At 71.7% G+C, this 20,012-nt stretch carries 19 protein-coding genes; 9 read left to right on the top strand and 10 right to left on the bottom strand.

The features are described 5' to 3' along the window. Nucleotides 1-100: 100 nt before the first annotated feature. The 3 genes from ACIA8N_RS13795 to panD are packed head-to-tail and all read right to left on the bottom strand — an operon-like array spanning nucleotide 101 to nucleotide 1,573. Entirely contained in the window at nucleotides 101-781 is a 681-nt protein-coding gene (locus ACIA8N_RS13795; RefSeq protein WP_399416325.1) for a hypothetical protein, read from the bottom strand. Continuing rightward, the gene (locus ACIA8N_RS13790) at nucleotides 775-1,191 is read right to left on the bottom strand and encodes a GNAT family N-acetyltransferase (protein ID WP_365781036.1); all 417 of its coding nucleotides are present in this window, start codon (nucleotides 1,189-1,191) and stop codon (nucleotides 775-777) included. Before ACIA8N_RS13790 ends, ACIA8N_RS13795 begins: the two co-directional genes overlap by 7 nt. Next, nucleotides 1,148-1,573: an aspartate 1-decarboxylase gene (panD, locus tag ACIA8N_RS13785; protein ID WP_365781037.1), complete on the bottom strand. Its 426-nt coding sequence runs from the start codon at nucleotides 1,571-1,573 to the stop codon at nucleotides 1,148-1,150. The genes ACIA8N_RS13790 and panD overlap by 44 nt, the downstream gene beginning before the upstream one ends. A 562-nt stretch (nucleotides 1,574-2,135) precedes the next feature. On the opposite strand from panD, the gene ACIA8N_RS13780 reads away from it, so the two are divergent. Next, nucleotides 2,136-3,770, top strand: a complete 1,635-nt coding sequence (locus ACIA8N_RS13780; protein ID WP_365781038.1) for a carboxylesterase family protein — start codon at nucleotides 2,136-2,138, stop codon at nucleotides 3,768-3,770. Nucleotides 3,771-3,841: 71 nt separating this feature from the next. Here ACIA8N_RS13780 and ACIA8N_RS13775 read toward each other — a convergent pair whose 3' ends face one another. The 6 genes from ACIA8N_RS13775 to ACIA8N_RS13750 form a co-directional block, all read right to left on the bottom strand. Continuing rightward, on the bottom strand, nucleotides 3,842-4,813 hold the full coding sequence (locus tag ACIA8N_RS13775; protein WP_365781039.1) for a zinc-binding alcohol dehydrogenase family protein: 972 nt from the start codon (nucleotides 4,811-4,813) through the stop codon (nucleotides 3,842-3,844). Nucleotides 4,814-4,879: 66 nt separating this feature from the next. Beyond that, nucleotides 4,880-5,716 (bottom strand): ABC transporter permease, encoded by an 837-nt coding sequence (locus ACIA8N_RS13770; protein WP_365781040.1) that lies wholly within the window; start codon nucleotides 5,714-5,716, stop codon nucleotides 4,880-4,882. Further along, nucleotides 5,713-6,672: an ABC transporter ATP-binding protein gene (locus tag ACIA8N_RS13765; protein WP_365781041.1), complete on the bottom strand. Its 960-nt coding sequence runs from the start codon at nucleotides 6,670-6,672 to the stop codon at nucleotides 5,713-5,715. The genes ACIA8N_RS13770 and ACIA8N_RS13765 overlap by 4 nt, the downstream gene beginning before the upstream one ends. Beyond that, complete coding sequence (locus tag ACIA8N_RS13760) at nucleotides 6,672-7,685, bottom strand: ABC transporter substrate-binding protein (RefSeq protein ID WP_365781042.1); 1,014 nt, start codon at nucleotides 7,683-7,685, stop codon at nucleotides 6,672-6,674. Before ACIA8N_RS13760 ends, ACIA8N_RS13765 begins: the two co-directional genes overlap by 1 nt. A gap of 143 nt (nucleotides 7,686-7,828) precedes the next feature. Beyond that, nucleotides 7,829-8,065, bottom strand: a complete 237-nt coding sequence (locus ACIA8N_RS13755) for a hypothetical protein (protein ID WP_365781043.1) — start codon at nucleotides 8,063-8,065, stop codon at nucleotides 7,829-7,831. Then, nucleotides 8,062-8,802 (bottom strand): ABC transporter substrate-binding protein, encoded by a 741-nt coding sequence (locus tag ACIA8N_RS13750; RefSeq protein ID WP_365781044.1) that lies wholly within the window; start codon nucleotides 8,800-8,802, stop codon nucleotides 8,062-8,064. Before ACIA8N_RS13750 ends, ACIA8N_RS13755 begins: the two co-directional genes overlap by 4 nt. A gap of 278 nt (nucleotides 8,803-9,080) precedes the next feature. Here ACIA8N_RS13750 and ACIA8N_RS13745 point away from each other — a divergent pair, with 278 nt between their 5' ends. The 7 genes from ACIA8N_RS13745 to ACIA8N_RS13715 all read left to right on the top strand — a co-directional run bounded on the left by ACIA8N_RS13745 (nucleotide 9,081) and on the right by ACIA8N_RS13715 (nucleotide 16,888). Beyond that, a complete protein-coding gene (locus ACIA8N_RS13745) occupies nucleotides 9,081-9,914 on the top strand; it encodes an IclR family transcriptional regulator (RefSeq protein WP_365781045.1) in 834 nt (277 codons plus the stop codon). 178 nt (nucleotides 9,915-10,092) lie between these two features. Continuing rightward, the gene (locus ACIA8N_RS13740; protein WP_365781046.1) at nucleotides 10,093-12,408 is read left to right on the top strand and encodes a CoA transferase; all 2,316 of its coding nucleotides are present in this window, start codon (nucleotides 10,093-10,095) and stop codon (nucleotides 12,406-12,408) included. Continuing rightward, the gene (locus tag ACIA8N_RS13735) at nucleotides 12,405-13,202 is read left to right on the top strand and encodes an enoyl-CoA hydratase-related protein (protein ID WP_359527285.1); all 798 of its coding nucleotides are present in this window, start codon (nucleotides 12,405-12,407) and stop codon (nucleotides 13,200-13,202) included. The genes ACIA8N_RS13740 and ACIA8N_RS13735 overlap by 4 nt, the downstream gene beginning before the upstream one ends. A gap of 80 nt (nucleotides 13,203-13,282) precedes the next feature. Further along, nucleotides 13,283-14,077 (top strand): SDR family NAD(P)-dependent oxidoreductase, encoded by a 795-nt coding sequence (locus ACIA8N_RS13730; RefSeq protein WP_359527286.1) that lies wholly within the window; start codon nucleotides 13,283-13,285, stop codon nucleotides 14,075-14,077. Between the two features lie 120 nt (nucleotides 14,078-14,197). Next, entirely contained in the window at nucleotides 14,198-15,046 is an 849-nt protein-coding gene (locus tag ACIA8N_RS13725; RefSeq protein WP_359527289.1) for an alpha/beta hydrolase, read from the top strand. Nucleotides 15,047-15,086: 40 nt separating this feature from the next. Beyond that, nucleotides 15,087-15,941, top strand: coding sequence for an alpha/beta fold hydrolase (locus ACIA8N_RS13720; RefSeq protein WP_359527291.1), 855 nt, complete (start codon nucleotides 15,087-15,089; stop codon nucleotides 15,939-15,941). After that, the gene (locus ACIA8N_RS13715) at nucleotides 15,941-16,888 is read left to right on the top strand and encodes an alcohol dehydrogenase catalytic domain-containing protein (protein WP_365781047.1); all 948 of its coding nucleotides are present in this window, start codon (nucleotides 15,941-15,943) and stop codon (nucleotides 16,886-16,888) included. The genes ACIA8N_RS13720 and ACIA8N_RS13715 overlap by 1 nt, the downstream gene beginning before the upstream one ends. A 112-nt stretch (nucleotides 16,889-17,000) precedes the next feature. Here the strand turns inward: ACIA8N_RS13715 and ACIA8N_RS13710 are convergent, their stop codons facing one another. Next, complete coding sequence (locus tag ACIA8N_RS13710) at nucleotides 17,001-18,518, bottom strand: AMP-binding protein (RefSeq protein WP_365781048.1); 1,518 nt, start codon at nucleotides 18,516-18,518, stop codon at nucleotides 17,001-17,003. 160 nt (nucleotides 18,519-18,678) lie between these two features. Between ACIA8N_RS13710 and ACIA8N_RS13705 the strand changes: the two genes are divergently transcribed. Further along, the gene (locus ACIA8N_RS13705) at nucleotides 18,679-19,944 is read left to right on the top strand and encodes a Rieske 2Fe-2S domain-containing protein (RefSeq protein ID WP_359527299.1); all 1,266 of its coding nucleotides are present in this window, start codon (nucleotides 18,679-18,681) and stop codon (nucleotides 19,942-19,944) included. Nucleotides 19,945-20,012: the final 68 nt, after the last annotated feature.

Genomic DNA, 20,012 nt, shown 5'->3' with positions numbered 1-20,012 from the left:
ATACGGGTGGGTCATGGCGGGCCTCTCGGTCGACGGGTCCCTCCCTTCCCAGGGTGACCCGGCGGGCCCTGTCACGCCCGCCGGATCCCGCCCTTCGGGGTCAGGCGCCGGCCGTGGCGGCACGGGCCGCGGCCACCGCGCGGGCGGCCGCCGCGAGCCCGGGCCGGGGACTCGCGAGGACGGGCCGCCGGGTGGTCATCCGCTCGACGGCGCCCGCCATCGACGCCTGGGCGAGCACGACGACGCTGCCGTCCGCGTGGGGCGCCGCGTCGACGGCCGCCGCCACGGCGTCGAGGTATCCGTCCCGGTCCCCCGCCTCGAACCGCTCCCAGGCGCCCTCGACCACGGCGGTGCTGACGACCGAGGGTTCCGGTCCGGACTCCTCGGCGATGAGGGCGACGGTGGGCTCAAGGGTGGAGCGGAGGGCGGCCACCACGACGATCCGGCGGAAGCGGGCGGCCTCGGCGGCCATGGGCCGGTCCACGCGGAGCACGGGCACGCCGAGGGGGCCGGACCGCCGCTCGGCGACCCCGCCGATCGTGGAGCAGGTGCAGAGCACGGCGTCGGCGCCGTCCGCGACAGCCGTCGCGAGGGCGGCGGCCACCGCCCCGGCGACCGCGTCGGGGCCCGCTTCCCGGGCCCGTACGAGCAGCTCCTCGTCGACGAGGTGGCGCAGGACGAGCCCGGGGTGGTGCCGGTCCCGCAGCCCGTCGAAGACGGGGACGTGGACCGGCGAGGTGTGCAGCAGGGCGAGGGTGCCGACCGCGGCCGCGGTCACCACAGGTCCGGGGTGGCCTTCAGCTGGAGCTTCGCCGCGCGGACCACATCGGGCGCGGGGACCGGGGCTTCGTCGGGGTGACGCTCGGCCCACTTGGCGGCATAGGGGCAGAGCGGCACGACGGGAACGCCCTCGCCCGCGGCGATCGTGTAGAACTCGCGCACGAGCGCTCCGGCGATCCCCTTGCCCTCGTGGCCCTCCTCGACGATGGTGTGCACCGCCACGAGCGCGCGGGGCTCGGCGTCCAGGACGAAGTAGACGACGACACCCACGAAGGTGTCGTCCTCGAACGCCTCAAGGCGTCCGTTCGTCCGGTCGTCGCGGATCTTCAGCTCGGCCATGCGGTACGTCTCCCTCGGTCCGGACGGTTCAGATCTGTGCGGGCACCGCGTGCGGGGCGCGCACCGTGTCACTGCCGGGAACGGGCGCCGACGCGTCGGCGCCCAGCTCCACGATGCGGTTGTCGCCGTCGACGTGCACGACGCGCGGCACGAACGTCCGGGCCTCGGCGTCGTCGACCTGCGCGTAGCTGATGAGGATCACGAGGTCACCGGGGTGCACGAGGTGGGCGGCGGCGCCGTTGATCCCGATGACCCCGGAACCGCGCTCGCCCTCGATGACGTAGGTCTCGAGCCGGGCCCCGTTGTCGATGTCGACGATGTGCACCAGCTCGCCGGGGAGGAGGTCGGCCGCCTCCATCAGCTCCGCGTCGACGGTGACGGAACCGACGTAGTGCAGGTCCGCCTGGGTCACGGTCGCCCGGTGGATCTTGGACTTGAACAGAGTACGCAGCACTTGGGACTCCTCTGAGACAGCTCCCTGCCTGCTTTCTGCAGGTCAAGGGCGTCCTCGACCTTACACCGGCGCCCCCGTCCGATGTTTGTGAGGAACATCGCTCTCGTCGGGCTGGACGGCTTCCCACCTGGGCTTTCCCTAAGCACCGGCGCCGGTTGGGAACCACTGCCCCGGAACGCCCGGGGACTCATGCTGACCGAATGCTGACTTACCTGATGATCCATCAGGCACATGGGAGGCCTCTCGGCAGCGCGGAACTCGCGAGCAAGGCGCCGACACCAGCCCGCCCAGGCCAAGGTCCAGGTTGCGCGCCCCTGCGCACTTACGCGCGCCGCTCCTCCCTTCCGTACGGTCCAACCCGATGGCGAACCGCTCTCGCACACCGTGAAGGAGAGCTGTTGAAGCAGACCGAGGAGGTGCTCCAGGACACCCTGGGGCTCCCCACTGACGGAAACACCGGCGACTGCTGCCGCGGGTCCGTTCAACGGACCGGAAAAGTCGTCCACTTGGCGCACTGGACACATCATGGCTCCCCCATTGCTCCGGCCTCTGAGGAGATTCCGTGCGACCTACTGTCCGAAGGGGACTCGCCGGCCTGACAAGCCTGTTCGTCCTCCTGACCCTCATGGCGGCCGTGCCCGCGTCAGCCGTCCCGCGCTCCTTGACGATCCTCACCGACAAAGGCCTGGTAGCGGGCACATCGGCGGAGGCGGTCGACCGATTCCTCGGCATCCCCTACGCGGCAGCTCCGGTCGGCCCCGGACGCTGGCAGCCTCCCGCTCCCGCGCCCGCCTGGGAGGGCACCCGGCAGGCGACGGCCCCGGGCCCGCGCTGTCTGCAGTTCGGTGGCGACGGCGGTCCGGGGATGAGCGAGGACTGCCTGTACCTGAACGTGTACACCCCGGCCCACCGGACGAACCGTCCACTGCCGGTGATGTTCTGGATCCACGGCGGGGGCTTCTCCTTCGGTTCGGGAAACTCCGAGGACGGCTCGCGGATCGCCGAGGCCAACGACGTCGTGGTCGTCACGATCAACTACCGCCTCGGCGTGTTCGGCTTCCTCGGCCTGCCCGGGCTGAGCAGGCAGGGCACGGGGAACTACGGTCTGCTCGACCAGCAGGCGGCGCTGCGCTGGACCCAGCGCAACATCGGCGCCTTCGGCGGGGACGCGAGCCGCGTGACCATCGCGGGTGAATCGGCCGGTGGCCATTCCGTCTGCGCCCTCATGGCATCGCCGCCGGCCCGCGGTCTCTTCTCCGGGGCCATCATCCAGAGCGCCGGGTGCCCCAGCCACACGGCCGAGCAGGCGGCCGTCCGTGGCCACGCGTACACCGCAGCGACTGGCTGTGCCGCCTCCCCGGCGGTTCTCTCCTGCCTGCGGTCCAAGCCGGCCGGTGAACTGTTGGCCACCAGCGGGGGTTTCGTCGGCGGCGTCCTGAGCGGGCCGCTGCCCGTGTCCGGAGGGCCCGAGCTACCTGTACCGCCGAGCGAGGCCGTGCGCACCGGCCGAGCCGCGAACGTCCCCCTCCTCATCGGCAGCACGCGTGACGAAGTGCGGCCGTGGTCACTTCCGTTCGCGCGCGCGACGAAGGCGCAGTACGAGCGGGCGGTCCGCATCGAGTTCGGGCCGAACGCCGACGCCGTACTCGCGCACTATCCGTTCGACGCCTACGGTGACTCGTACACCGGGACGTACGCCTTCGCCGCGCTGTGGGGTGACAGCAGCGCCTTCTACGGGCTCGGCGGGTGCCAGTACCAGGATCTCACGGGCCAGTTCGCGAGCCGGCAGCCGCGGACGTACTTCTACCAGTTCGACGACCCGCACCCTCCCGTCCTCGGCTCCTTGCCGCCCGGCTTCGACCCCGGGGCCTCGCATGCCAGCGAGATGCCGTACCTGCTTCCCTCGGCGGCCTCGAAGCTGCTGTCCCCGGGGCAGCAGCAGCTGTCGAGGGAGATGGTGCGCTACTGGGGTTCGTTCGTGAAGCACGGGAATCCCGCGGCCGCGGGACTCGCCGCCTGGCCGTCCTACCGGGCCGGGAAGTACATGTCCCTGCTGCCGGGTGGTGAGAGCCGGGCGCTGAGCACCGAGGTGTTCGAGGCGCGTCGCCAGTGCGCCTTCTGGAAGTCCCTCGACTACGACTGGCTTCCCGTCGATCCGGACCGACTCGCCGCGCAGGCCGGCGTTTCCCCGTCCTGACACCGGACGCCCCATGGGCCCCCTCCTGCGGGAGGGGGCCCATGGTCGTGAGTATGCGCGGGAGGGTGGGTTCAGTTTCCGGTGCTCCCCATGTCGAGCACGATCTTCCCGACCGCCGCACCCGTGCGCAGCCGCTCCACCGCTTCGCCGAGGGCGTCCATCGCGTACCGCTCGTACGGCAGGGACAGAGCGCCCGACGACAGGTCGGGCAGCAGGCGCAGCACGTCGGGGGCGACCTCAGCGCCGCGGGAGATCATGTTCACGGGCAGGAGCGAGACGTCGGCGAGGAAGAAGTCCGCCAGGTCCAGGGCGAGTTCACGTCCGGCCGTGTAGCCGAGAAGTGCGGCCCGGCCCCGCGGGCGGACCAGGGCGAGGGCGTGCCGCAGGATCTTGCCGCCGACCGTGTCGATCAGTACGTCGGCCTTGCCGCCGATGGCTTCCTCAGAGAGGTCGGAGGCCAGCAGCGCCCTGGCCACTCCGGGGACGTGCGGCAGCTTCGCCGGGCGGCCGACGGCACCGACGACCTCCGCGCCGGCGCGCGCCGCGAGCTGCACGGCCATGGCGCCGACCGCGCCGGACGCGCCGGTGACCAGCACCCGCTCCCCCGGTCGTACCTGGGCGATGGAGTGGACGGTCGCCCAGGCGGTGCCGACGGGCGAGAAGTACATGCAGGCCAGAGCAGGGTCGGTGCCCTCGGGCATGAGCTCGACGGCGGCGTCCGGTACGAGCGCGTGCTCGGCCCAGGAGCCGTCGCGACTGAGGCCCAGCCCTTCGCCGCGCAGTCGGACCAGGGCGCCCTCGGGCTGCGTGTCCGAGGCGATGACGTGGCCGCTGCCCTGGGTGCCGGGGACGAAGGGCAGCCCGGGCAGGATGCCGAACCGGCCGTCGAGGATGTTCAGGTCCAGATGGGCGACGGTGGCCGCCGCCACCCGGACGAGGGTGTGCCCGGGCCGCGGCTCGGGCACGGTCCGCCGCCCGAGCCGCGGCAGGGTGCCGAACTCGTCCAGGATCAGGGTGCGCGAGGTGGACGAGGAATGACTCACGTGCTGTGTTCTCCGTTCTTCCCCCGTTGGTCACTGCGCTTCCCCCGTCGATCACGGCGACCCCGGTTACATCTTGACCCCATACTTGTACAATACACGCATCGCGATCAGGCGCAGCAGCCGGTCGTAGACGAGGCCCAGGACGCCGAGGGTGATGATGCCGACGAAGACCCAGTCGATGCGGCCGTAGTTGCGGGAGGTCCAGATCAGGGAGCCGAGGCCCACCTGGGCGGCGACGATCTCGGCGGAGACGATCGTCAGGAAGCTGTTGCCCATGGCCAGGCGGGCACCCGTGAGGATGTAGGGAACGGTCGACGGCAGCACCACGCGCTGCAGGATCTGGCGGCGGTTCGCCCCGAGGCTGGCCGCCGCCCGCAGCTTGGACTCGTTGACGGCCATCACACCCGCACTCGTGTTGAGGGTGACGATGAAGACGGCCGTGTAGAAGATCAGGACCACCTTCGACGTCTCGCCGATGCCCAGCCACACCACCGCCAGGGTGACGAAGGCGACCGGCGGGATGAAGCGGAAGAACTCGATGTACGGCTCCAGGAGCTGGCGGACGATCGCGATCTGGCCGATGAGCAGCCCGATCGGGGCGCCCACCACGACGCCGAGGCCCCAGCCGATGAGGATGCGGCGGCTGGAGGCGATGACCGAATTGCCCAGGGTGCCGTCGGCGGCCAGCTCTCGGGCGGCCGACAGGGTCTCCTTCGGCGAGGCGACCAGGGAGGGGCCGTACTTCATGGCGACGAGCTGCCAGACCCCCAGCCCGACAAGGACGGCGACGGCGTACAGGCCGATGGTGCGCAGGCCTTGTCCGCCGCCCGACCGGTGGTCGGTGCGGCGCGCACGGTCGCGTGCGCGGGTCGGGGCCGGGGCCTCCGTCGTGGTGATCGTCATGCGCCCCTCGCCTCTCGGTCGACGTGTGCGTCGCGTGCCTCGGCGGGGTCGCCGGCGGCCGCTTCCGTGTCCTGGTCGAGTCCCTGGCCCCGCATCGCCTTGCGGACCTCTTCCCCGATGTCCTCGCGCAGCCTGTTGCGCAGGCGCAGGGCTGCGGGGTCGGCCTCGTCGCGGGGGCGCGGCAGGTCGACCGTGTACAGGGACTTGATCGAGGCCGCGGGGCCCGCCGTCATGACGGCGATCCGGTCGGCGAGCAGGATCGCCTCGTCGATGTCGTGCGTGACGAAGACGACGGTGCAGCCGGAGGCCCGCCAGATGCGGGCCGTCTCCTGTTGCAGGACCTGCCGGGTCTGCGCGTCGAGCGCGCCGAAGGGTTCGTCCATGAGGACGACGCCCGGCTCGTTGGCGAGGACCCGCGCGATCTGGACGCGCTGGCGCATGCCGCCGCTGAGCCGGCCGGGGTAGCGGTCCGCACAGTGGCGCAGGCCGACCAGGCCGAGGAACTCGTCGGCCACCCGGTTCTGCTCGGCGCGGGAGCGACCGCGCATGCGGGGCCCGAAGGTGACGTTCTGGTGCACCGTCATCCAGTCGAAGAGGGCCTCGCTGCTCTGGAAGACCATGCCGAGTTCGGGATCGGGGCCGCTGACGGGGACTCCGTCGGCAGTGAGCGACCCCTCGCTTACCCGGGTGAATCCGGCCATCGCCGACAACAGGGTGGACTTGCCGCAGCCGCTCGGGCCGAGCAGACAGAGGAACTCACCGGCCGGGATGTCGAGGTCGATGCCCTGAACGGCCCGGAAGTTTCCGAAGGAGATTCCCGCGCCCTGGATGCGCAGGGCCGCTCCGCGCCCGGCTGCCGCTCCTTCCGTAGGAGTCCCGGGGACGGCCGTCACGGTGGCCGCGGCGCGGGCGCCTTCCCCCGGTACGGTCGCGAACCTCTTGGTCGCCTTGCTCATCAGGATCCCTCCGTGTGCTCGGGAAGCCAGCCGCGCTGGACGGCGCGGGTCACGTCGGGACGGGTCTTGAGCTTGCCCGTGTCCAGGTAGAACCGGACCGTCCCGTCGTAACCCTTCAGGTCCTCCGCGGTGAAGTCACGGACCTCGAAGTCGATCTCCTTCACCGCGTTCACGGTCTGGGCCGTGGGAATCTTCGCGGCGTCCTTGGTGGCCTTCGCGGCGGCCTCCGGATCGCTCTCGACCCTCTTGGCCGCTTCCGCGAGGGCCGCCGCCACCTTGGCCGCGGTGTCCTCGTGGTCCTTGAGCCAGGGGGAGGTCGAGAGGAGCCAGTGCTGGTAGCTGAGGCCGTAGTCGCCCGTGGTCTCCAGAATCCGCGCGCCCAGCTCCTTCCCCTTGGACGGCCACGGCTCCCACAGGACGTACGCGTCCATGTCGCCCTTCTTGGTGAGCGCGGGGATCTCGGCGGGATCGGACGTGACGAACTCGACCGAGTCGGGCCTGATGCCCTTCGATTCGAGGAACCGGGTGGCGGCCAGCTCGGACAGGCCCGGGACCACGGCCATCTTCCGGATCTGCTGGGGGGACTTCACATCGGGTCCCAGGACGACCTTGAGGTAGCGCCCGGAGTCCTCGTACACCAGGAGAGAGCGCAGGTCCGGGTTCTGGCCGAGCAGGCCGATGGTGGTGGCGTCGGAGTTGCCGGCCATCTGTACCTGTCCGGCGTTGAGGGCGTCGATGCCCTCGCCGCCCTTGGCGAACTGGACGAGGTCGACGTCGACCCCGTGCTCGGCCCACAGGTTCTCGGCGCCGGCCAGGTAGAACGGCGCGTACGAGGCGTCGACGCCGACCGCGATACGCAGCTGGGGGCGGCCCTCCCCGCCGGAACCCGAACCGGACCCGGTGTCTGTGGTGCCCGCTCCGCACGCGGTCGACGCGAACAGGGCGGCGCCGGCGAGGGCCGAGCCGGTGATGCGACGTGTCGGGCGGAACTTCAAGTGGGATGCAGTGTTCATAGCCACCTCGGAATGGGACGCTTTTCGGCAGGTCATCGGGTTCTGGGCCCGCGAGTTGGCGCACGCTACTGCCGGTCGGAGGGCAGAGGCATGGGCGGCGGTCCGCTCAGTGGGACAGCCCGGGAATGGCATTGCGCAGACGGTCACCGGGCGTACCGGTCGTACCAGCCGCGCAGCAGCACCGTGTCGAGGTCGGGTGCGCTCCTGATGAGGCCCTGACCCCTGAGGAAGTCCACGATCCGGCGCGAGGACGTGACGTCGGCCGAGGTCAGGGCGCGGGCCTCGAAGGAGATCTCGCTGATGGCCTTCTCCGTTCCCGCCACGGGCAGCTGGGCCTGCTCGTGGGCGGCGAGGGCGGCCGCGTGCGGGTCTTCCGTCACCCCGCGACCACCTGGAAGATCTTCCCCGCGACTTCCTGGTTCTTCTCCAGCCATTTCTGGTCCGCGAGCAGCCACTGCACGTAGGTGACATCGAAGTCACCGATCGAGCCCGCGACGCGACCGCCCGCGTCCACGCCCTTGGTCACCCAGGGGTCGAAGAGGATGTAGCCGTCGATGTCGCCGCGCTGGAGCATCGTGGGGATTTCCTGCGGCGCGCTCTGCTGGATCTTCACGGAGTCCGGGTCGACGCGGTGGTGCCGCAGGTACTCGTGCGTGGCGTAGAGGCCGATGCCCTGGATCGATCCCATCGTCCTGATCTGACGCGGTGACGTGATGCCTTCGCGCAGGACGACCTTGAGGTAGCGGCCCGAGGACTGGAAGGCACCCAGGGCGCGCAACCGCGGATTGTTCACCATCTGTGGCAGCGCGGTGGAGTCGGCGTTGGCGGAGATCTGTGCTGTGCCGGCCGTGACCGCCTGGGCGGCGGCCGGCCCGCCCTCCACCTTCATCAGCCGCACGTCGAGGCCAGCCTTCTCGAACATGCCGTGCTCGGCCGCGAGGTACAGCGGCGCATACGAGGCGTCGACGCCGAGGGCGATCCGCACGACCGCACCCTCACCGCCGACGGATCCCCCCGAGTCCGTGGTACCCGCCCCGCAGGCGGTGGCGAGGAGTGTGACGAGCAGGGTGAGCAGCGCAGTCCGCGGGCGCCGGCCCGTGCGGTGATGGCAGAACATCGGGTGGGACCTCCGGGGCAGAGTGCTGTCGAAGTTGCGGCACGCTGGCACCCCGCAGGAGCTGGGGAAAGGTGGGCGTCCCACCTGGCGGACCGGCACGGAGGAGGCGGCATGTGCCGCCGAGGGGCGGAGAAGCCCGACGCACCGGACACCGAAGCGGACAATAGGGTCATGCACACATCCGGTGCCTGAGATTCGCCTTCCCGATCCTCTATGCAACATGTCGTTGTTGCAGGTCAAATGGCTTTGGCCGCCGTGCGACGAAGTGAGGGACGCTGATGCAGTCGAGCGCCGACGACGAGGTGTTTCTGCCCAATTCGGTCCTGGGCAAGGCGCAGCTGCTGCTCGCCGCGTTCGAGTCGGGGGCGGACCGGTTGCGGCTGAGCGAACTGAGCCGCCGCTCGGGCGTGCCCAAGGCATCGGCCTACCGGCTCGCCCGGGAACTGGTGCAATGGGGGTTGTTGGACCGGCACGGGGAGACGTACGAGCTCGGTATCAGGCTCTTTCACCTCGGACAGCGCGTCCCCGCTTGCTCCGTGCTGCGCTCGGTCGCGCGCCCGCTGATGACCGACCTGTACACGCGGACCCGCGCCGCCGTGCATCTCGCTGTCCTCGACGGCACCCACGTCCTGTTCCTGGAGAAGATCGCCGGTGAGGCGAACGTGCTCACCCACTCGTACGTCGGGGGCCGACTCCCGGCCTCCTGCACGGCGACCGGTCAGCTGCTGCTCGCCCTGGCACCGGACGGAGCCGAGCGGGTCGCGGCCCTCGCTCGCACCGGGCTTCCCGTGCTGACCTCACGCTCCGTGACGGATCCCGGGGTGCTGGCCCAGCGGCTCTCCAGTGCGTCGCGTCAGGGGTACGCGCTGGAGGTCGAAGGGGTCAAGGCCGGGTACGCCAGCCTCGCCGTGCCCGTGTCCATGGGCGGACAGGAGTACGGGGCACTCTCGGTCACCGCGCCGGTCGCTCAGGTGTCGGTGGACCGGTGCCTCGCCGTCCTGCGGGCCACGGCCGAGAGCATCGAGCGCGGTGTGGTTCAGAAGACCGCGCGGTCGTCTCCGGCGCGCGGACGGAAGGCGTCCGTCGTGCGCGGCGCGCCGGCCGTGGGCTGACCGCGCGGCGCGGGCCTGCTGGTCCGGTTGGTTCGGCCGGTTCGGTCGGTCGGTCGGTTCGGCCGGTTCGGTCGGTTCGGTCGGTTCGGTCAGCAGAACAGTCCGGTGGTACCGCCTCCCCTCCCCCGTGATCGTGAGATCCCGCAAAGGCTGCGGACACGTGAGGGAAGGAGCAGTGGTGCGACGACCAGACACGGACCCGGCGGCACTGCGCGTGCTGGACCTGACCGATGAGCTCGCCTTCCAGGGTGCCCGACTGCTTGTCGGGTCCGGCGCCGATGTCGTACGGATCGAGCCGGGATCCGACCTCGGCCCGGCGGCCCGCACCCACTGGCACGCGGGCAAGCGGTGGGTGTCGGTGGACGGCCCGGCCGACCTCGACGCACTGGCGGGGGGCGCCGACATCGTCCTGGAGAGCGGGCCCGTGGCACGGCTGATCGGCCTGCGGGAGGACGGCTCGTCCCGTTGGCCGCACGCCGTGCACGTGGTGGTGACGCCCTTCGGGCTGACCGGACCACGCCGCGACTGGGTCGGTGACGATCTGGTCCTGGCGTCGGCGGGTGGCATGACGTGGCTCGGCGGGCGCCCCGACGGGCAGCCCAAGCCGCCCCCGCGCGAGCAGGCGCTGCAGACCGCGGGGGCACACGCCGCGATCGGGGCGCTCCTGGGCGTCGTGTCGGGCACCCCTCAGCTGGTCGACGTCTCCGTGCAGGAGGCCGTGGCCGCCACGCTGGAGACCGCCGCTCTCGCCTGGATCCACGGCGGACGTTTCCCCGTGCGCAACGGAGGCGTGTACGAGCACGTGGCGCACCGGATCTTCGAGGCCGCGGACGGCCATGTGGCCGGGGGCTACTCCGGCAGCGACCGGATGTGGACGGACCTGCTGGCGTGGATGGCGGAGCGGGGCGAGGCCGGTGACCTCCTCGACGAGCGCTGGCAGGATCCCGCTTTCAGGTGGCGGAAGCGCGCCCACGTGGACGCTCTCGTACAGAAGTTCGCGGCGAGGCGACCGGCCGCCGAGCTGGCCGCCGAGGCGCGGGCGCGGGCCCTGCCGTGGGCGGAGGTCGTGCCGGCCGGGCGTCTGACAGGCAACCCGCAGCTGCGCGACCGCGATTTCCTCGTCACGATCACCGGCGAAGGGCTGCCGGACGGTGGCGTCGAGGACGTCGGCTTCCCGTGGGCCGCGCTCCCCCGCCCGGTGACTCTGCCCGCACTGCGCGAGGTGGCACCGGGAGAGGCGCCGTGGCGCGGTTCCGGGCCCGGCCGGGTACGCGACGGTGGGGAGGAGCCCAAGTCCCGAGCCCTTGAGGGGGTACGCGTCCTCGACCTGACCTGGGTCCTCGCCGGTCCGTACGTGACCAAGCAGCTCGGGGAGCACGGCGCGGACATCGTCAAGATCGAGTCGCGGCACCGCCAGGACCCCACGCGGTTCGCTCCCTCGATGCATCTGCGGCCGGGCTCCGACCCCGACGACAGCGGCTACTTCCTCAACTTCAACCGCAACAAGCGCGGCGTCGCCCTGAACCTGCGGACCGAGGAGGGCCGGCGGTTGCTGCGCGAGCTGGTCCCGCACTGCGACGTCGTCGTCGAGAACTTCAGCCCGGGTGTACTCGCCCGGTGGGGCATGGACTACGCGTCGCTGCGCGCACTGAACCCGGACGTCGTCCTGGTGTCGATGGCGGGGGTCGGACAGACCGGGCCCTGGCGCAACGCCGTGACCTTCGCGGACACGCTCGCCGCGATGTCCGGCCTATCCAGCGAGACCCGGGATCCCGGGGGCCCTCCGCAGGGCCTGACCTTCGGTCTCGGCGACATGGTCGCGGCCAACTCCGCGGTGCTCGCCGTCCTCGACCTGCTGGCGCGGGGACGTGGCGGACACGTGGACCTGTCCCAGCTGGAGGCGATGGCCGCGACGATGGGCCCGGCGGCCCTGGAGCCCGTTCTCGGGACGGAAGCGCCCGATCCCCGGACCGCCGAACACCCGAACCGGTCACCGCGTGCCGTGCCGCACGGTGTGTATCCGACGGCCGGGGACGACCGGTGGGTGGCGGTGTCGGTGACGGACGAAGCACAGTGGCACGCCCTGACGCGCCTCGTCGAACTCCCCTGCGCCGAAGGCGACCTGGACGCTCGACGGGCGCACGAGGACGAGATAGACGGCGCCCTCGCCGCCTGGACGAGCCGGCAGGACGGCGACAGGCTGGCCGAACTGCTCCAGACCGAGGGCGTGGCGGCGGCGGTCGTGGCGACCGGGCAGGACCTGGTGGAGACCGACGAACAGCTCGCCGCCCGCGGTTTCTATCCCGTACTGGACCACCCCCTGACCGGACCGGTCCGTCACGAGGGCATCGTCGTGCGGCTGGCCTCGACACCCGGCGGCCTCGACCGGCCCGCACCTCTCCTCGGCCAGCACACGGACGAGGTGCTACGGGAACTGCTGGGCCTGAGCGACGAACAGCTGGCGGCACTGGCCGCAGAGGGAGTGACGGAATGAGCGAAGCGAACGCGACCCGGGAGAAGCGCTCGGTGCTGCACGTGACACGTGACGGCGCCGTGGCCACGATCCGCGTCGACCGGCCCAAGGCGAACGCCGTCGACCCGGCGATGATCGAGGAGTTCCTCACCGTCCTGACCCCCCTGGCCGCCGACCCGGAGGTGCGCTGCGTCGTCATCACCGGCACCGGCCGCTTCTTCATCGCGGGCGCCGACATCGCGGTCATGCGGGACCTGTCCGCGCACAACCAGGCGAAGATGCGCCGCTGGATCGACGTACAACGGGTGATCGAGCAGGCGCCCAAGCCGGTCGTCGCGGCGATGAACGGGCACGCGCTGGGCGGCGGCGCCGAGTTGTCCCTCGCCTGTGACCTGCGGATCCTCTCGGCCGAGGCGACGTTCGGCTTCCCGGAGATCCGGCTGGGGCTGTTCCCCGGCGCCGGCGGCAGCCAGCGTCTCCCCCGGCTCGTCGGCCCCCATCTGGCGAAGCGCCTGATGATGGAAGGGGAAGGACTGACGTCGCAACGCGCCCTGGAGCTCGGACTCGTGGACGCCGTAGTGGCGCGGGAGGACTTCGACGCGGTGGTGACCGAGCGGGCCCGCCGTCTCGCCGCGCAGCCGACGGCCGCCATCGCCCTGCTCAAACGGGTCGTCGACGAGGGGTACGGGCTGCCCGTCGAGCAGGCCCTGCGGCGCGAGGAGAAGGGCGTCGCCGACCTGACCGGAACCGCCGACGCGGCGGAGGGGCTCCAGGCATTCCTCGACAAGCGGCCCCCGGTGTTCACCGGACGGTGACGGCAGGTCCCCACGTGGGCGGTCCGGTGGCCGGACCGCCCGCGTTGGCGTGTCCCCCGACCACCCCGCACCCTCACCGGATGACCTTCACCCCACTCACCGACACTCAGCACAGGGAACCCTTCGCACAGAGCGGGCCCGTGCTCGTCACGGGCGGCACCAGCGGGATCGGTCTTGCGATCGCCGAGGCGGTGGCACGCGCCGGGAGGCCCGTGATGGTCACCGGGCGTTCCGCGGAACGGTGCCGGTGGGCGGGACACCGGCTCCGCCACGTGCACGGGGAGCAGCAGCTGGCGCTCGTCGCAGACACCACCGACCCGGACGCGCTGGCCGAGGCCGTGGGCCTGGCCGCTGACCGGTGGGGTCCGGTCACCGGCCTGGTGACGGCCGCCGGCCGCCTGGCCCGCGGCTCGGTGCTCGCCCTGACGCCCGACGACTTCCGAGCCGCCCTCGACACCAACGTCATCGGCACGTGGCTGGCGATCCGCGCCGTCCTGCCCGGCATGCTCGACGCCGGTCACGGACGCATCGTCACGATCGGCTCCGTGCTCGGCTCGACCGGCGCCCCCGAGCGGTCCGGCTACGCCGCCACCAAGGGCGCGGTCGCCGCGCTCACCAGGTCGGCGGCCCTGGAGGTCGCCGGGACCGGCGTCACCGTGAACTGCGTCGCCCCCGGCCCCGTCCGCACCGCCATGAACGAGAGCGACACCGAGACCGACGCCGCCGCCCAGGCCGCCTTCACCGCCAAGGTGCCGCTGGGCCGCTGGGGCAGGCCCGAGGACGTCGCGCACGCGGTGCTTCCCCTGCTCGCCGCCGGCTCGTCCTTCACCACCGGTGTGGTGGTGCACGTGGACGGCGGCTACACCGCTCAGTGAACCGCCCCAGGAGCCGCCCAGTGGGAGAGGTTCACTCAGCGGACCGAGGAGCTGGGCTCCCGCCCGGCGCGGTGATGGGCTGGACACCGTACCCCCCGGCATATGTACGGAAGGACTCGCATGTCACCAGCACCGGAGAGCCGCTACGCGGACGGCGCGGGCATCCGCTACCACTACCACGACCTCGGCTCGGGCCCCGACACCGTGTTCCTGCACGGCGGCGGCCCCGGCTGCACGGCGTGGAGCGACTTCGGGCCCGTCGCGCCCCTGTTCGCGGCCGACCGGCGCTGTCTGCTCGTCGACATCCACCAGTACGGCAAGTCGGAGAAGTCCCGCATCGAGGGCCCCATGTGGGACCACCACGCGGCGAAGACGGTCGGTCTGCTCGACACGCTCGGCGTCGACCGCGCCGACTTCGTGTGCAATTCGTGGGGCGGCACCATCGCCCTCAACCTCGCGGCGAAGTACCCGGACCGTGTCCGGTCCCTCGTGATCACCGGCAGCATGCCCGTGTTCTACGGCCCGCTCGCCCCGCTTCCCGAGAACGGTCACCGCGGCCGCACGGCCCGGGACGTCTACTACGGCGGCGAGGGCCCGACCCGCGAGAAGATGCGGCAGCTCATCACGAAGCTGGAGTGGTACGACGGCGCGAAGCTCCCCGAGGAGACGCTGACGCTGCGCTACGAGCAGAGCCTCGACGAAGGCGAGCGCGCGCTCGCGGCCATGTCCGACTCGCCGCGCGGCGACTGGCAGGACCTCACCGAGGAACTGGGCCGGATCCAGGCTCCGACGCTGTTCATGTGGGGCATGCAGGACGCGTTCCTCACCCCGGACTACCCGCTGATGCTCGCCCGCATGGTGCCCAGCGGCAGCCTCCACGTGATGGACCACGCCTCCCACCACCTCCAGGAGGAGCGGCCGGAGGCGTACCACTCGGTGGTCAGCGGCTTCCTCGACTCCTTCAACTGAACCTTCGTCTCCCCCCCAACCGCCCTACGGAGTACAGCCCATGTCGATCTGGACCGAGATCAACCCCACCCCCTTCCGCGTCGAGTACGTCGACGCCGCCGGAGTTCCCACGCGCACCCTGCGCGCCGGCGACCCGAACGCCCAGGCCGTCGTCTTCCTGCACGGCACCAGCGGCCACCTGGAGGCGTTCGCGCGCAACATCACCGCGCACGCCGCCTACGACCTGCACGCCATCGACATGCTCGGCCACGGCTACACCGGCAAGCCCGACAAGCCGTACGAGATCGACGACTACGTCACCCACCTCCTCGACTACCTGGACGCCGTCGGTGTCGACAGCGTCCACATCGTCGGCGAGTCCCTGGGCGGCTGGGTCGGCGCCCGCGCCGCCATCGAACACCCCGAGCGGGTGCGCAGCCTCCAGCTCCTCTGCTCCGGCGGCACCGTGGCCAACCCGGAGATCATGGAGCGCATCCGCACCAGCACCAAGAAGGCCGTCACCTCCGACGACATCGACCTCACGCGCGAGCGGATGCGGCTGCTCATGGCGGACGACGCCTCCGCCACCGAGGAGCTGGTCGAGGTCCGGCACGCGATCTACCACACGCCGGAGTTCGTCGCGGGCGTCGACAACCTCCTCTCCCTCCAGGACATGGAACGCCGTCAGCGCAACCTGCTGCGGCCCGAGCACCTGGCCCGGATCACCCAGCCGACGCTGGTGGTGTGGGGACGGCAGAACCCGTTCGGCGAGGTGCCCGAGGCGACGGCGCTGCACCAGGGCATTCCCGGCTCGCGCCTCGAACTGTTCGAGGAGTGCGGGCACTGGCCGCAGCACGAGCAGGCCGAGCGCTACAACGCCCTGAGCCTCGACTTCATCGGCAAGGCCGCCGGCTGATGCGGGCCGTACGGTTCCACTCGTGGGGCGCCGCTCCCGTCCTCGACGACGTGCTGGAGCCCGTCCGCGCACCGGGCGAGGTCCTCGTCCAGGTCACGGCGGCCGGCGTCTCGCACCTCGACGCCACCGTCGCGGCCGGTGACTTCGGGCTGAAGCCGGCCCTGCCGTACGTCGGCGGTGTCGAGGGCGCGGGCACGGTCCTGGAGGCCGACTCCGACTCCGGTCTCACGCCCGGGACGCGGGTCGTGCTGCGCGGCGGCGGCCTGGGTCTCCTGCGCGACGGCACGTGGGCGGAGCGGGTCAGTGTGAAGCGCAAGGCCGTCACCCCGCTCGCGGCTCCGCTCGCCCCTGCGGTGGCGGCGAGCTTCTTCGTCCCTGCCACGACCGCGTACGTGGCTCTGCACGACGTCGCCCGGATCGGGCAGGACGAGGACGTCGTCGTGGTGGGTGCCGCCGGCGCGGTCGGCGCGATGGTGACCCAGCAGGCGCTGGCCGCGGGCGCACGGGTGACCGGTGTCGTCGGCCGGGAGGACCAGCTGGCCGACGTTCCGAAAGGGGCGGAGGCCGTCACGCTGGAGGACGCGGAAGGTCTCGCCCGGGACCGGTCGGCCTCGCTGCTCGTCGACACGCTCGGCGGCGCCGGGCTGGTCGGCCGCAGCCGGTGGGTGCGGCGGGGCGGACGCGCCGTCGTCATCGGATACGTGGCCGGCCCGCGCGTCGAGCTCGACCTGCCGAGCTGGCTGCTCGACGAGGTGGCGCTGCTGCCGGTGAACATGATCCGCCAGGAGCGGCGGGCCCACGAGGTCTCCGGCGACCTGGCCCGGCGGCTCTCCGAGGGTGTCCTGACCCTGGCGGTGGAGGAGTTCGACCTCGCGGAAGCTCCCGCGGCGCTGGACGCGCTGCGGGGCGGGCGGGTGCGGGGGCGGGCCGTGCTGCTGCCCGGGTGAGAGACCGGGGCCGTGGGGCGTGGGAACCGGTCGGGCGGGTCCCACGCCCCTGCGGTGCGCCCTGCGTGCGGCGTCCCGCCGGGAGCGGCCGAGCGGCCGTCCGGTACGAGCCCTACCCGCACCGGTCCCACGTCTCTCCGGTGACTCCCCGCTCCCGGAGCACGGACTTGCGCACCTTCCCCGTCTCCGTGAGCGGCAACTCCTCGACCACGTCCACATACCGTGGCACCGCGAAGGCGGGAAGCTCCTTCGCGCAGTGCCGGGCCACCCCCGCCGGGTCCAGCACACGGCCGGCACGCGGGACGACCGCCACCATCACCTCGTCCTCGGCGAGTACGGACGGGACCGGGAACGCGGCCGCCTCGGCGACATCAGGATGCGACCGCAGCGCGGCCTCGACCTCGTACGACGAGATGTTCTCGCCGCGGCGCCGGATGCAGTCCTTGACGCGGTCGACGAAGCGGAACCAGCCGTCGGGGTCGCGCACCACGCGGTCCCCGGTGCGGCGCCACGAACCGGGATCGAGCCGCACCTCGCCCAGGTAGCCCGTGGCGAAGGCATGCTCCTGATCGGTGCGGACGACGAGTTCTCCCTGCGTTCCGTCCGGCACGCACGAGAGGTCCGCGTCGACGACCCGCGCCTCGAAGCCGTCGCGCACCGTGCCCATGTAACCGGGACGGCACTCCTCCGGTACGGCGCCGATGACCAGGTTGGTCTCCGTGGAACCGAACCCGTCGACGAGGGTCACGCCGAACCGCTCGCGGAACGCGCCCCACAGCGCACCGGGCGTGCCGGGACCGAGACCGCGCCAGGCCGGGTGCGCGCGGTCGTGGGGCCCGGCCGGCTGCGCGAGCAGCATCGGCACCATGGCACCGAGCACGTACACGCAGGTGGCCTCCGCCTCGGCGGCCCGTGTCCAGTACCTCGACGCGGAGAACCGGCGGTCCACGACCACGGAGGCTCCCACCGTCATCGCCTGCGCCAGCGTGCTGAGTGCGTTGGTGTGGAAGAGGGGGAGGCACGTGTAGAGGATGTCGTCGGCGGTCAGCCGCAACGAGTCGGCCACGTTCCGGCCCCACCAGGCGAACTGGGCGTGGGGGCAGCGGACACCGCGGGAGGGCCCGGTGGTGCCGGAGGTGAACAGGACGGCGGCGGTATCGCCGGGTTCGGCGGGACAGGGGTCGAGCGCACGCACGGCGCCGGAAGCGGGCACGGGCGGTGAGCCCGCACCCACGACCCGGACCTCCCCCGCGTATCCCACCTCTCCCGCGTATCCCACCTCTCCCGCACGCGCGGCCAGCTCCTCCTCCACGTACAGGAACCGCGGCCGCGACGCGTCCAGGGCGTGCCGGAGCAGCCGGCCGTGGAGTGCCGTGTTGAGCGGGACCACGACCGCGCCGAGCCAGGCACACCCGAGCACCAGATCGATCAGTTCGACGCGGTTGGAGAGCAGCGTGGCGACCCGGTCCCCGGGCCGGCAGCCTTGGTCCGCCAGCGCACCGGCCGTCGTGGCCGCGGCCGTACGCGTCTGCGCGTAGGTGCGACGGATCCCGTCGACGGTGAGGAAGACCCGCTCACCGTGGTGTGCGGCCGCGGCGTCGACCAGGCCGGGAATCGTCATGCGGTTCATGAACGGATGCTGTTCGCCCGCCCCCGGGTGATCAAGGGCTGTGGTTCGCTGACCGGTCCGCCGCCACCGCGGTCCGCTCACCGGAACAGGTTCATAGGCAGGCGCCGCACCGCGCCGGATGCTCGTGCCGCAGACCCACTGAGCAGGAGGCCACGACGAGATGACGACGAGCGAACGACCCCCCGCCGTGAAGAGGACCGCCGCGAAGGAGCCCGCCCAGGCGCGCCGCGGATCCGCCGACAAGATCGGCCGCCAGGACTGGTCGTCCTGGCCCCACTACGACGCGGCGGCGTCGGGCTTCCGCGGTTACTGGTACCCGGTCACCTGGGCGAGCCACATCACCGGCGACCCGAAGCCGTTCACGCTCTGCGGCGAGAAGATCACGCTGATCCGCGACAGCGGAAAGGTGTACGCGCTGCACGATCGCTGCCCGCACCGCGGCGTCCCGCTGTCCGAGGGCAACCAGCAGTTTCCCGGCACCGTCAGCTGTCCCTATCACGGCTGGACCTTCGACCTGCCCACGGGCCGGCTGTCGGCGGTCATCACCGACGGTCCCGGGTGCCGGCTCACCGGCAAGCTGGGGGTCCGCACGTACGCCGTCGAGGAGCGGCTCGGCATGGTCTGGGTGTACATGCCGGTCGCCGAGGAGGAGCCGCACCCGATCGACGAGCAGCTTCCCGAGGAGCTGGTGTCGAACGCCTTCGTGATGGGCGGCCGCATCGAGCCGCGCGGCGGCAACTGGCGCTTCGCCTGCGAGAACGGCTTCGACGAGGGACACGCCAAGTACCTCCACCGGACGGCGCTCTGGCGCCTGTTCAAGCCGATGCCGACGTGGAACGTCACCCGGATCGTGCCGAAGGGCCGCTGGATCTACCGCGTACAGGACGAGGTCTACTGGGAGGCCGACTTCCCCGGCGTGGGCCACTGGTCGAACAAGCGGTGGTGGAAGAAGCAGCCGCCCAAGGAGACGTTCAACCTCGGCAACACCGGCAGGTCCGACACCGTCGACCCGGTCATCGAAGCGCAGGAGTTCCCCGGCTTCGCCTCGCTCTCGATGCCGGGTGTGCTGCGGATCGCGTACCCCAAGTTCATCCACTACGAGTTCTACGTCCCGGTCGACGCCGACAACCACCAGTACGTCGGCGTCATGGTCAACTTCACGCAGGGCTGGGACACGCTCCGCTTCTACGCCAAGTACCTGGGCGCGGTCCGCTGGCTGTTCCACGGCGAGTTCTCCGGCCAGGACGCCTGGATGGTCGACGTGACCGACGCGCCTCCGGAGAAGCTCTACCGCCCCGACGTGTCGCTGACCTCCTGGCGCAACCTCAGCGAGGAGGAGTACGGCAAGAAGCTCGCCGCCGCCGGAGTCATCGCGCCCACCACGGACTCCGCTGACACCGCGACCATCACGGAAGGGGAAGCCTGATCATGGCCCGCACCCTGTTCAAGATCCTCCTCGGTGTCGCCGTCGCGGTGGCACTCCCCCGCGCGAAG

The organism is Streptomyces sp. NPDC051822, assembly GCF_044452745.1.
Lineage (GTDB): Bacteria > Actinomycetota > Actinomycetes > Streptomycetales > Streptomycetaceae > Streptomyces.
The sequence above is the reverse complement of the archived record's forward strand: the minus strand, read 5'-3'. Positions and strand labels throughout refer to the sequence as shown.